The 12,249-nt window shown below is 54.4% G+C and carries 15 protein-coding genes and 1 riboswitch; of the genes, 1 reads left to right on the top strand and 14 read right to left on the bottom strand.

Features of this window, described 5'->3' with window-relative positions; all coding sequences use genetic code 11:
* Positions 1-4: 4 nt before the first annotated feature.
* Positions 5-1,045 carry a FecCD family ABC transporter permease gene (locus FE784_RS26835; RefSeq protein ID WP_139605337.1) on the bottom strand — a complete coding sequence of 347 codons (1,041 nt, stop codon included), beginning with the start codon at positions 1,043-1,045 and terminating at the stop codon, positions 5-7.
* 1 nt (position 1,046) lies between these two features.
* Positions 1,047-2,015, bottom strand: coding sequence for an ABC transporter substrate-binding protein (locus tag FE784_RS26830; protein WP_139605336.1), 969 nt, complete (start codon positions 2,013-2,015; stop codon positions 1,047-1,049).
* A gap of 154 nt (positions 2,016-2,169) precedes the next feature.
* Positions 2,170-2,375: riboswitch (cobalamin riboswitch) on the bottom strand.
* Between the two features lie 227 nt (positions 2,376-2,602).
* Here FE784_RS26830 and FE784_RS26825 point away from each other — a divergent pair.
* The gene (locus FE784_RS26825) at positions 2,603-3,580 is read left to right on the top strand and encodes a hypothetical protein (protein WP_139605335.1); all 978 of its coding nucleotides are present in this window, start codon (positions 2,603-2,605) and stop codon (positions 3,578-3,580) included.
* A 100-nt stretch (positions 3,581-3,680) separates the two neighbouring features.
* Here FE784_RS26825 and FE784_RS26820 read toward each other — a convergent pair whose 3' ends face one another.
* The 12 genes from FE784_RS26820 to FE784_RS42960 form a co-directional block, all read right to left on the bottom strand.
* On the bottom strand, positions 3,681-3,905 hold the full coding sequence (locus FE784_RS26820) for a hypothetical protein (protein ID WP_139605334.1): 225 nt from the start codon (positions 3,903-3,905) through the stop codon (positions 3,681-3,683).
* 204 nt (positions 3,906-4,109) lie between these two features.
* Positions 4,110-5,216, bottom strand: coding sequence for a GerAB/ArcD/ProY family transporter (locus FE784_RS26815; protein ID WP_139605333.1), 1,107 nt, complete (start codon positions 5,214-5,216; stop codon positions 4,110-4,112).
* Positions 5,217-5,243: 27 nt separating this feature from the next.
* Positions 5,244-5,489 carry a hypothetical protein gene (locus tag FE784_RS26810; RefSeq protein WP_139605332.1) on the bottom strand — a complete coding sequence of 82 codons (246 nt, stop codon included), beginning with the start codon at positions 5,487-5,489 and terminating at the stop codon, positions 5,244-5,246.
* 15 nt (positions 5,490-5,504) lie between these two features.
* On the bottom strand, positions 5,505-6,674 hold the full coding sequence (locus FE784_RS26805) for a Ger(x)C family spore germination protein (protein ID WP_139605331.1): 1,170 nt from the start codon (positions 6,672-6,674) through the stop codon (positions 5,505-5,507).
* 29 nt (positions 6,675-6,703) lie between these two features.
* Positions 6,704-8,272, bottom strand: coding sequence for a spore germination protein (locus FE784_RS26800; protein WP_139605330.1), 1,569 nt, complete (start codon positions 8,270-8,272; stop codon positions 6,704-6,706).
* Positions 8,273-8,426: 154 nt separating this feature from the next.
* Complete coding sequence (locus tag FE784_RS26795; RefSeq protein ID WP_139605329.1) at positions 8,427-8,942, bottom strand: type 2 periplasmic-binding domain-containing protein; 516 nt, start codon at positions 8,940-8,942, stop codon at positions 8,427-8,429.
* A gap of 38 nt (positions 8,943-8,980) precedes the next feature.
* The gene (locus tag FE784_RS26790; RefSeq protein ID WP_139605328.1) at positions 8,981-9,199 is read right to left on the bottom strand and encodes a hypothetical protein; all 219 of its coding nucleotides are present in this window, start codon (positions 9,197-9,199) and stop codon (positions 8,981-8,983) included.
* 79 nt (positions 9,200-9,278) lie between these two features.
* Complete coding sequence (locus tag FE784_RS26785; RefSeq protein WP_246132197.1) at positions 9,279-9,560, bottom strand: aspartyl-phosphate phosphatase Spo0E family protein; 282 nt, start codon at positions 9,558-9,560, stop codon at positions 9,279-9,281.
* 115 nt (positions 9,561-9,675) lie between these two features.
* Positions 9,676-10,896, bottom strand: a complete 1,221-nt coding sequence (locus tag FE784_RS26780; RefSeq protein WP_139605327.1) for an aminotransferase class I/II-fold pyridoxal phosphate-dependent enzyme — start codon at positions 10,894-10,896, stop codon at positions 9,676-9,678.
* A gap of 21 nt (positions 10,897-10,917) precedes the next feature.
* Positions 10,918-11,409: an Lrp/AsnC family transcriptional regulator gene (locus tag FE784_RS26775; protein WP_139605326.1), complete on the bottom strand. Its 492-nt coding sequence runs from the start codon at positions 11,407-11,409 to the stop codon at positions 10,918-10,920.
* Between the two features lie 222 nt (positions 11,410-11,631).
* Positions 11,632-11,952 carry a hypothetical protein gene (locus FE784_RS26770; RefSeq protein WP_139605325.1) on the bottom strand — a complete coding sequence of 107 codons (321 nt, stop codon included), beginning with the start codon at positions 11,950-11,952 and terminating at the stop codon, positions 11,632-11,634.
* Positions 11,953-12,168: 216 nt separating this feature from the next.
* Positions 12,169-12,249, bottom strand: an 81-nt coding sequence (locus tag FE784_RS42960) for a hypothetical protein (RefSeq protein ID WP_218103820.1), incomplete at its 5' end; no start/stop codon positions are given.

The raw sequence follows: 12,249 nt of genomic DNA, 5'->3' as shown, positions 1-12,249 counted from the left end.
ACGATCAACCTTTCAACAACTTCTTTTGTCTGGATAACAAATAAGCGAAGAACGGCGCCCCGAGAAAAGCGGTGACGACGCCGAGCGGAATTTCCGTCGGACTGAGCACCATGCGGGCGAGCGTATCGGCCCACAGCACGTATATGCCGCCGAACAGCAGCGACAAAGGAATGAGCAGCCGGTAATCCGGGCCGACCATCAGCCGGACCAGATGCGGCGTAATGAGACCGACGAAGCCGATGACCCCGCATACCGAGACGGCGGCGGAGGTCAATACGGTCGAGACGAGCAGCACGATCCATTTCGTCCGCTCCACGCGCACCCCCAGATGCGCGGCATGCCGTTCCCCGAGCGCGAACAGGTTAAGCGAACGGGCGAAGGCGATGAGCACGACCGCCCCGATCAGCAAGTACGGCAGGATCACCGTCGTGTAGGGCCATCCCCTCAGCGCGAGACTGCCCATGAGCCAGAATAAGATTTCGTTGACGATCTTGTCCGAATTCAGGGCGACCATGAAGGATACGATTGCGCTAAGAAAGGAAGAGACGACTACCCCGGACAAGATGACCGTCTCCGTGCGAAAGCGGCCTTGAACGCCGGCCAGCCGGAAGACGACCCATAGCGTCGCGAGTCCGGTGGCGAACGCCACGATCGGAATCGACCACATGCCGAACAGCGCATAGTGGAGTCCGAACGAGATCAGGAAGGCGGCCCCGACCGATGCCCCCGAGGCGACGCCGAGCGTGTACGGATCGGCGAGCGGATTGCGCAGCACGCCCTGGAACCCGGCCCCCGCAACGGACAAGGCGGCGCCGATCAATATCCCGAGCACGATTCTCGGCAGCCGGACCTTCATAATGATTTGCTCCGACGATTCGGGCCACGTGACCGGAACGGAGCTTCCTATATAAGGGATCTGCTTGAGCAGCACGCCCCACACTTGCGCAACCGGAATATGCGCGGACCCGAGCGACAAGCTGACGACGACGGAAAGAAGAAGGAGCAGCAAGCCCGCCACTCCCCATACAAACAGCCTTCGCTTCATCTTATTTCACCAGATCCGGATGCAGCGCTTTGGCCATATCGACGAGCGCCTTCGTAATGCGCGGTCCAGGACGCGACAGCAAATTGTCGTCAAGCCCGACCACCTTGCCGCCCTGGATCGCGGCGATCTTGTCCCAACCGCCCCGTCCGCGGATCGTCTTCTCCAGATCGGGCACGCCCTTCGCGAAGAAGATGACGTCCGGGTTCGCCTGAATGATTTTCTCCTCGCTGATTTGCTTCCAGCCCTGCAGATCGGACGCTACGTTGATTCCGCCCGCGAGAGTGATCATGTCGTCCAGAAACTCGCCCTTGCCGACCGTCCAGCCCGGAGAAAATTCGATGTATACTTTTTTCTTTTGCTCCGGCTTCAAGCTTTTCAACGCGTCGACGACCTGCTGCTTTTCTTTCTTCATCTCCGCGACGACCTTTTCCGCCTGCTCCTGCTTGTCGTTAATGAGACCGAACAGGATCACGCGTTCCATCGCCTCGTCGACCGTCTTCGGGTTCGTCTGGAACAAGTTCATCTTCAGGTCGTTCAGCTTCGTTACCGAGTTTTTGTTCAGCGACAGCCCGGCGAACACGATATCCGGACTGGCCGCGATAATCGATTCCGCGTTCCCCTGCAGATCGCCCATCTTCGGCTTGCTCTTCGCCTCTTCGGGATAATCGTCCAGATTGGATACGCCGACGATTTTATCGCCGAGTCCGAGCGCGAACAGCACCTCCGTCTCCGTCGGCGAGAGCGATACGATCCGCTGCGGCGCCTTCGCGAACGTAAATTCCTTGCCGGAGCCGTCCTTGATCGTTAGCGGATATGTCGTCCTTTTGCCCGTAGTCTCGCTTCCGGCTTTGGCCGCTCCCCCGGATGCCTGTACCGGCTCCTTGACGCCTTCCGCCGGCTTGCTCTGACCGCAAGCCGCGACCGCAAGCGACAGGGCGAGCGCCATTAGCAGCATTCCCAATTTTTTCATTCGTTTCCCTCTCCTTTTTCCCCCGCTATTCCTCCACAAAGAAAACCCCATCCTATTGGAAGGATGGGGGATCAGCAAATACGGGCAATCGCACGATGGGCACGAATGAGATCACTTTCCCGAATGAGCCGGTTCCTTTTCCTCGAAGGATTCCTTATGCTACGCCATACAGGCAGGTCTCCTGACTCATAGGTGCACGACAATTGTGCGCAGCTTTCCCGCCTTCCCGTCCGGGGCTCGGACAGTGGCATCGTGAGAAAGCTCCTATTTCACAGTGGCGGGACCGTGTCGGATTCTCACCGACTTCCCTTTTAACCCGATCGCCTGACACGTTCGGGCACCTGTTGGACAATTCCGGTATTTCGCAAAACTTGGCAAGCCTTGCATCCGGCTTACGGATCGATTATAGGCCAAATCCGGGCTTCTGACAATAGATTTTGCATCGGGGCGGAGCTTCACGGGGAATATTCGCATCGGATGGGAGAAGTCTTTCACGGAAATTTTTCCATTATTAAACAACTATTGAAGGGAGCAAACGTCTACATAATCAGGTAAATGAAACCCGCGCTCAAAAGGAGGGATCGACCGTGCTTCAAGTCATCCTGTCGATCGCGCTCGCACTCGGCATTACGGCGTCGGCGCGGCAAGCGGCTACCGTCGACGCTCCGCCCGCACTAAGCGAACAAGAGCTGCAAGACATTTACAGTCGCGTCATCATGCTTCAGGACACATTCGCGGCCGAGTCGCTGCAGCCTATGGGGATTTATGTACGGGATGGAGCGCTGCGCGTCATGGTGCGCAACCGTTACAACCACCGCGAGCAGCCGGACGGAAAACGGCTGGAGAGTCTCGGAAATGCGCTGTACGCTGCGGCAGGCCGCCCTTTTCCGCTTGTCCTCGAGCCTTATTCCTCGCCCGAGCAGCCGGAGATCGAAGGTCGCATCACGGCCATCGACGAGGCTCTCGGTCGCGTGCTGATCGTCGATGCCGTCAACAGACTGCCTAACGGTGCACCCGGCGCGGTCTGGGCCAAAATGTACGAGGACGGGATCATTGTGCGGGCCTCGGATCGCAAGGAACTGACATTTCGGGATTTGGCGCTCGGCCAGCGGGTCGAGGCATGGAGCTACGGCATAATCCTGAGTAGCTATCCCGGCCAAACCGAGCTTCTGGAGCTCAGCGTTACGGACCAACCGGAAGAGGAGGACCCTTATATTCCGGTGACTTCCATCCTCGGCAGCGATTTGGAGCAAGTCGCGAAAATCGAAGTCCGTTACGGGGACGGCAGCCGGCTGACGATCGAAGATTCGTATACAATCGGCTTAATCGTACACAGGCACTTGCGCCTCTTGGTCCTGCAACCATGCGAAGGCCCGGAGCGCACTTCCGGGTATTTGTACAAGATTCACCTCGAAGTCGGGAATCAAACCTTGGCATACAGCAGCGATTTGCAATTCGGGGCCGACCGGTATAAGCCGAATGGGGAAACCGAGAAGCTGGACGATTTCATCGTGCAGTACGGGCGGGAGCATATTCCCGGCTTGCTGCCGGGTATCGACCGGTAACCGCTATGGTCCATGCGGCCGGCAAAAGCCGTGCCCACCGGCACGGCTTTTGCCTTTCCTTTCCCGCCATCGCTTTCCGTATGCGCTCTGCCCTTGCTGCTTAAAAGCTTCTTGATATTTCGAACCAAATGCCCGATATCCATTTAAAGGTTATGAACTGATTCGAATTTGCACCGACAATGTCGACATTGCCTTTCGTCCGGATCGTGGAGGCTCCATACACGATCGTCGTATTAACCGCGAGCCTGACTACGATCGTCTGGTTGTTCATTCCGTCATCGAGCATCGTGACAAGGGTCGGAGCCGTATTGGCAAAAGCAAACAAGCCGCCCTTGCCGACCGATGGCGTCGTGTCGCCGTCCGCCGGTCAATCAGAAAAACGGACTTAAACAAAAAACTTTCCGCCTGTGCGGGAAGCCTCATCCGTGTATTCGATTCGATCCCGGATTCGACACCGGAACAAAAAGGCCGCGCCTGCCGGCACGACCCGTCCCCTTACTATTCAGCACGTCTCGGGCTTAAAATCCCGTCACCGATAACTCCCGCCCGACTTTCTTTTGAACAAAGCGATAACCGTTATCAAAATAAGCGGAAACACATACGCGACCGATCCCCATATCGGATGAACGATCGATATGATGTCCACCCACTGTTGGGCCGATTCAAAGCCGACCAGCGTATACAAAAAAACGATGAGCGCGAGCGGCATCACAATGGTCCGATGGTCGTTCAGCTTGCACAACTGCGAGACGAACAGGCTTACCCCATATAGCGTAATCGTCGTTTTCATATAGGAACCGGAAATAAGCGACATGCCGATAACCGACTCAATCCTCGAAATAATCTCCTGAACTTCGATCGTACGGGCAATTTCGTACAAGGAGTACTTCTTCACCCCGGCGAGCGGACCGAATATCATGATCGTGCAAACGGTAGAAATACATAACGTAAAAATGTTCAGAATCAATGCTGCATTCATGGACCTCTTTACTTCACCGGTCGAGTTCTCGCGAACGAACGGAAGAAGCATAACGAACAGAAAGCATTCGGCATATGGAAAGCCGTACGTGAAAAAAGCGCCGTTCAGCACCGGTTTTATCCCGTCCGGCATAACCGGGATCAGATAAGCCGGGTTATAATCGGTCGCGACGAATAGCAGAACCGAGCCGATAAAAAAGATGACCAACAGCAAAATCAAGGCAAACATTCTGGCCATGACTTCAATACCGGCCCGGACGGTCAAGGCCGACAGCAGCAGGACCGGAAAGGAAAACGCATAAACCGGCGTTTCTCTCATCATCGAGCTTCTCATGAACAGTCCGATATCCAGAACGATCCCCGTCAGCATATGGATCATATACGGCAGCGGGAGCACGGATAGGATCGCGGTCGGCCATACCCCGATCAGCTTGCGGCTGTAATCTACGTAGGACATATGCGGATATTTCCGGTACAAATAAAGGATGCAGGCCAACAACCCCATTCCGATTCCGCCGGACATCAGGATCGACAGCCACGCGCCATTCTCCGCTTTGCCGATTAGCGGTGCCGGGATGTTGATGATGGAAGAGCCGGTCATATAGGCAAAAAAAAGAACGCCCATTTGCCGGGGACTAACCGTTTCCTGTTCGTTCACAGTATCTCCTCCGCAACGGCACAATCATTATTCGGACACCGTCAGCCACTTATCGATCGTCAGGGCCGTATCGGTAAATACTAGATCAACCAGCTCATAAAGCCCGAGCATATTCAGATTCGCCGCATATTGGATACCCAGGTATAAAGCAATGAGCATAAGGATGATAGAAACGGACCTCTCCCTCTTGTTCATCCCGCTTTTCCAGTACGATTTGTTGCACAGAACAATCGAACCGAAGGCAATCAACATGACAATGATACGTTCTTTCACATCGGAACCTCCGTTTTATTCGGTCTCTTTCCATACAGCCGGTTTGCTGATTATCGTTCCGGATGTCAAGAGCTTCAACTCGACTTGAATATCGAAAGGGATCTCGGCAAATTGCCGCTCCCACGTCTTCTTCATCGTTTTCCATTTGTCGGGATCCATCCTGAAAATCTTGTTTCCTATCCCTATAACATCCGTTTGTTCCGATTGGAGATAACGAATCGTCGTCATCATTTGCCGTTTGATCGCTTTTTCCAATTTGCCGACAAATTCGGCTTCATCCTCCCTTGTTTTGATTTCGGTACATTTCAATTCGCCGACTCCCCCGTCCACCTCCGTCTTGATTTGTACGGCAACCTTGTCCTCCCTCAGCTTCGGTTTCAGTTTGGTTGACAGGGAAAGAATTTCAACCGTCTCTATTTCGCCTGGTTTGCCCGGGCAGCGGATTTCGACAATTCCGGATTTATACTCGTCTCTCAGCATGGCGAGACCCTCCACTTTATCCGCGGGCACAATGCCCTTCATTTTTCCATTCTTGAGGAGGGCGAGACCTGCCGCGGTGAACATGCCCGTTTCTATCGGATCTTCATAGATGTAGGCAATGAAGGTATCGTTTTGCGGGCTGTTCAACTGCAGCGCCAAATCGAGCAGCGTAGTTTCGATGGATTTGGCGGAATTTTTATGGGCCACTTGCGAGGTCAGCAAAAGCTGCTGGCCCGTCGTCTCCTCGATGACCGGTTCATTTTGCAATATTCGATCCGCACGGCCCTTGGCAATCAAGATGGATGTCGAATGTCTCGGCTCGTGATCCCGGTAAAAAAAATCGATCAGCTTGCCGACATCGGCCGACATGGCCAGCTTCTCTCCGATCAAAATGGCGCGCATATGACCCCACTGCGCTTTTCTTCCCAATTTGAGCGGTATGTCGCGAATCGCTTCAAAAAGAGAATCATCCGTCGTCTTGATCAAAATGTTCGAGGATTGCTTTTCCGATCCTCTTCCACCTTGGCCGCCTTTGCTGGAAGCGGGACGGTACAAGAGAGTCGTCAAATCGAGATTTCCGTCTTCCCCTTGATCCAGAGCGACCGCCATTACAAAACCGAACTGATCCAGCTCGTATTTGTTCCAACAGCCGGCAAGGGCAGGAAGGAGGGCCGAGAGCAAAAACAGAACCGCAATTTTTTTCATGGCCCCTCCTTCTCGGATATATCGTCGGGCTACTTGACCGGTTTTTGAATAGGTTTGCGTGTCGACCGCAGCAACACTTTTAACGGAGCCCTCACGATAACGTCCCGCAATTGGGCGAACCGAAACGGAGCGAGTGTCGCCAGGTACGGTTGTCCAAGCGAACGAAGCTTGCAAAGATGAAGCAAAATGAACAGAAAGCAAACCATCATCCCGAAGCCTCCCATTACCGCCGCGCATGCCATAAGCGGAAATCTTAATATCCGCAGCGCAATGGCGATGCTGTATTGGGGAATCGCAAACGAAGCGATGCCGGTCAGAGCAACGACGATCACCATGTTCGGCGAGGCGATGCCGGCGTTGATCGCCGCTTCCCCGATGACAAGCGCCCCCACGATGCTGACCGCCGAGCCGATCGGCCTCGGCAGCCTTACTCCCGCCTCCCGCAGCAGCTCGAAGAAAAATTCCATAACGAGCGCTTCAAAGAAAGCCGGCAGCGGTATGCCTTCCCTCGAATCGACGATCGCCAGCAGCAGTACCGTAGGAATCAGTTCCGGATGAAAGGTCGATAGAGCAATGTAAATACTGGGCAGTGTCAAAGCCAAAATAAAAGCGACTATCCGAAGCCATCGGATCATCGTGGAAATAACCGTTCTTTGATAATAATCTTCGCTGGATTGGAAAAATTCCGTAAACAAGCCCGGACATAGCAAAATACCGCCCGTGCCTTGCACAAGAACCGCAATCTTGCCGTCCAGCATGGCAGCCACCGCTACATCCGGACGTTCCGTATACCGGTGTTGGGGAAAGGGCGACCAGGTCGAATCTTCGATCAACTGCTCGATATAGGTCGATTCCAATATTTCAACCTGCTTGACTTGCTCGATTCTTCTTTTGAATTCCGACAGCATTTCGGGATCCGCGCGGCCTTCGATATAGCCGTAAACGACAGCCGTTCTCGTCATTCCGCCCGCCGTAATCGATTCTATTTTAAATTTGGGGGTTCTCAGGCGAAGACGAAGGAGATTGATATTGATCTGCAGGTTTTCGACCGTACTTTCCTTCGGCCCCATAACGGTCGCCTCGTTGATCGGTTCCTGGACCTGCCTGCTCTCGACGGAAAGCGCGCTGTAGGATAAAGCTGTGTTCCAGCTATGAAAGAAGATGACGACATGTCCGCTCGAAATATGTTCTACCGCAACTTCCAAGTCGTCAATTAGGGTCGCTTGATTGTCGGTAATCCCTTGACGGCCGATGAAGGATTTGATTTGCTCCGAATCGACCGCCATTCCGGTACCCGCTTCAGGAGGGACTATATCTTGAAGCGATGCTTTTATAGCATTCATCTTCCGGGTTTCGACAAGCGACTCGTAATAAACCGAGCAAGCCGTGCGCTGCGGCTCGGAACCGTATGTCCCCCTATTGAAAACGACGTCGCAGCTGTTTGCGAATACGGTTTCCAAGTAACCGACATTATCCTCCAGTCGATCGGAAATCGGCCGTTTCGGTCCGTCCCCTTGCCGTTCCCGATTCCCGATGGACGTTCCGCAGCTATCCGCCGTTCCGTTTGCTTTGGAAGCATCCGAAGTTTCCCTGCTCATCGGAGTTCACCCTGTTTCGATTGGCTAACTAATATTGGAAAATAGTATGGCTCAATAGGTCGGGTTATATGCACAACATTCCATCATGGCGAGGGAATACGTACGCATTCGCATGGGATCAAAAAGGCCGCGCCTACCGGCACGGCCCTTCCTTCTATTTTTCCGCCATCACTTTCAGCACTTGCTTCGCCTTCTCTTTATCCTTCACCCGTTGCGTGACGAACGCGAAGATCTCCTCGCCTTTGTAGCCCGCGTCCTTCAGCAGCTTCGAATCTTTGAGCGGAATGCCCACGAGCTGCCCGTCATGCACGCCGCTCGGGAAATCTTCCTTCTTCAATATGTCGTCCAGCGGCACGAAGCCGCCTTCTTTTTTGAAGCCGTCGAATTGCTCCTTCGGCAGCACGAACACGCCGTGATCGCCGGCAGCCAGCTCGACAAACATTTTTTGCGGCTCGAACATCGGGCTGATCGAAACGGTTACGGTCGGCGCTTCGCCGATTTTCGCCTGTAGCGCGTTTTTCACCTCGTCCTGCTTGTTGAACGGCGAATTTTGCGGGAACATCATAAAAACGGATACGTCCGCCTTCGGCCCCCCGCATGCGGTCGCCACCGCCAGCAGCAAAACAAGCACCGCCGCCAGCACACCGCCCCTGCCCCATTTTGCTTTCATCTGTATGTCTTCCCTCCACTCCGCAGTCCATCACCCTTCTATGATAGCATGCGAAAAACAGAAACGAAAGTTTCGAAGGACACGCCGTGCTGGTCCGGGACTTTCGGCTTGCCGCCGCCGATCCGCTCATGCAGAGACGGGAGATTGGTTTGCGAAACGGTCAAGCTATCGTGAACGACGCTCTGCCGGAACCGCTCCACGTCCTTCGGCGATGAGAGCGGGTTCTCGTAAATCAGCCTCCAATGATTCAAATCCATTCGTCGTAACCTCCGTCTATCGTCCGAGAGCGGCAGCCGCCTGACTTGCCGAAGCCACAAAAAAAAGAACCAGGTCGCCCTAGTTCTTCCGTACGGCTTTCATATACTCGTTAATTTTCGCATCCAGCATCCGGCTAATTTCCATAACCGGCTCTGAAGTCAAGGAATCGCATTGCACAAAAGCATCTTCCATCCTGCGGCGCAAGCTCGCTATTTCATCCTCCAAAGCGGTGGCAGCGTACGCTGCGCCCGGTAGGGACTTCCGTTTGAGGCGGCTGGGCCATCGCAGCGGTCGTAGAGCATTGCCGATGTCCGTGGCGGCACTGTGCGAATCATTGCCGAATTCGACATCCATGACCATCGTTGCCCATCCCTCCTTGGATTGAATGTTGCGGCTGTTTGCAAATGCGAGTTATTCCCATTATATCAAAGGAACTGGAGAAAGTGTAATCCTTTTACAACTGCGAACGTTGCAGTCAAGCTTCCGTCTTCAGCTTGTTCAGGAATCCGTCGATACGGTGAATCGCCTCTTGAAGCTGGGAAACCGACGACGCGTAGGAGCAGCGGATGAAGCCTTCCCCTCCCAATCCGAACACGTGCCCGGCCACGGTGGCCACTTTGCCTTCCCGGAGCAGCCGTTCGCAGAATTCGTCGGAAGATAGTCCCGTAGACGCAATCGAAGGAAATAAGTAAAAAGCTCCTTGCGGCTCGTGGCATTCGAGACCGATTTCGCGAAAGCCCTTTACGACCAGACGGCGCCGCTGATTGTACGACTCGATCATCCGGTCCTTTTCCTCGAGCCCTTTCGTCAGCGCCTCGTAGGCCGCGACCTGGCCCATGACCGGGGCGCACATGACGGTATACTGATGGATTTTCAGCATGGCCGATATAATCTCCGGATGGCCGCAAGCATATCCCATCCGCCAGCCGGTCATCGCGAACGCTTTGGAGAAGCCGCTGACCAGTATGGTCCGGTCTTTCATGCCGGGCAAGGAGGCGATCGATACATGCCGCGTGCCGTACGTCAGCTCGGCATATATTTCGTCGGAGATGACGATCAGATCGTGCTCTTCGGCGATTTTCGCGATCGGCAGCAAATCCTCGTAGCTCATGATCCCGCCGGTCGGATTGCTCGGGTAGCATAGAATGAGCACCTTCGAACGCGGCGTCAGCTTGGCGCGGAGCGCTTCCGGCGTCAGCCTGAAATTGTCCTTGGCGAACGTCTCGATGCCGACCGGCACGCCGCCCGTAATCGTCGTAATCGGCGAATACGGAATGTAGCATGGCTCAGGCACCAGCACCTCGTCCCCCGGACAGATGAACGTACGGAGCGCCAGATCGATCGCTTCGCTGCCGCCGATCGTCACCATAATTTCGTTCTTCGGCTCATAGGTGACATCGAACTGGTTGTGCAAATATTCGCCAATCGCTTCGCGCAGCTCCGGCAGACCGGCGTTCGGGGTGTAAGTCGTCCGTCCCCGTTCGAGCGAGGCGACCGCCGCTTCGCGGACGTGCCAAGGCGTGACGAAATCCGGCTCGCCTACGCCGAGCGAAATTATTTCTTTGTTGCCGCTGGCCAAATCAAAATATTTGCGAATGCCCGATGGCGGCATATCGCGTACGAGCGGATTCAAAAACCGCGTCATCGATTTCGTCTCACGGACCGTTTCCGTTTTTACCTGTTCCTGTTTAATCATCCGAATCTTCCTTTATGATCATTATGGAGAGATATGCATCCGGAAATCTTCGACGTGATCTTCGAAGATGATCCCGTCCTGCTTATATTTTTTTAAGATGAAGTGCGTTTTCGTGGAAAGCACGCTTTCGATCGGCGACAGCTTGCTCGACACGAACGAAGCGACTTCCTTCAAATTTTTCCCCTCAACCTCGACCAGAAGGTCGTAAGCGCCGGACATCAAATATACGGATTTCACTTCGGGGTGGAGATAGATGCGTTCGGCAATCGCGTCGAAGCCGCGGCCGCGTTCGGGCGTAATTTGCACCTCGATCAGCGCGGTCACCTTCTCGTCGTCGACCTTGCTCCAATTGACGACGGTAGCGTACTTGACGATGATATGCTCCGCTTCCATCTCCTTAATCGCTCGCCGGACCTCTTCGACATCGACGCCAAGCATCGTTGCCACCAGATCCGGGGTCCGACGAGCGTCTTCCTTCAGCAACTCAAGCACTTTCAGCTTCAATTCTTCCATGTCGAGTGTACCTCCTGTACGGTTCGCGGATTTCCCCATAATCGCTGAAAAAAACGTTAAAACCACTATACACCAATTCAAGGGCGAAGCAAAGCAAAATAACCCCGGAACGGGCCGGGGTTGCGCGGTCGAGGCCACGCTTGACGCGCAAGCGTCGGATGGCTTCGCCGCTTGTTCCGCGGCTTTTCCGGGGATTGTATGTGACGGTCTGCCGATCCGGCATCATGCCCGCTTGGCAAGCAGAGACCGACGGCGCTTCAGCAGCTTGAAAATCGTTCCGACGATATCGCGATTCCGGTAGTCGGGCAAAACGACGATGTCGAGCCGGCTGTTCGCACCGTCTCCGTCGCCGGCTTCCCCGCCGTCGACGATCCGGCCGACGCCTACAAGCTCGTCGCGGTCGTAAGCGGAAATGAAGCGGCATTGCTCGGGATACGCGTCAAAAAAGCGGTTGGCGTCCCAATGGCCCTCAAGACCGCTCGCTTCGATCAAAGTCGCCACCTTCGCTTTGTCCGGCAAAGCATTGTCAAACGCGATTTTCATAATCGTTCACCTCGATGTAATTATACACTTTTGTGCATAATTATGCAACAGAGGGAACGCAACGGAGTACCTAACACGTGCATACTAAGCGTGTTCAGACGAATTATAGAGCCATGTCCGGTACGTATCTTCAAGCGCCTCTTCCGGCGTACTTCTCCGAGTTGCCTCTCCAGAAGCGCCTTTTCAGAAGTGCGTCTTCAAGCGAACCTACTCAAGCTACTCAAGACTACCTACTCCAGAATCAAGACTGCCTACCCCAGACTCAAGACTACCTACTCCAGAATCAAGACTACTTAC

It is taken from the genome of Paenibacillus hemerocallicola (assembly GCF_006265175.1).
In the GTDB taxonomy this organism is placed as follows: domain Bacteria; phylum Bacillota; class Bacilli; order Paenibacillales; family NBRC-103111; genus Paenibacillus_AB; species Paenibacillus_AB hemerocallicola.
This window is presented reverse-complemented; position numbering and strand designations above follow the sequence as displayed.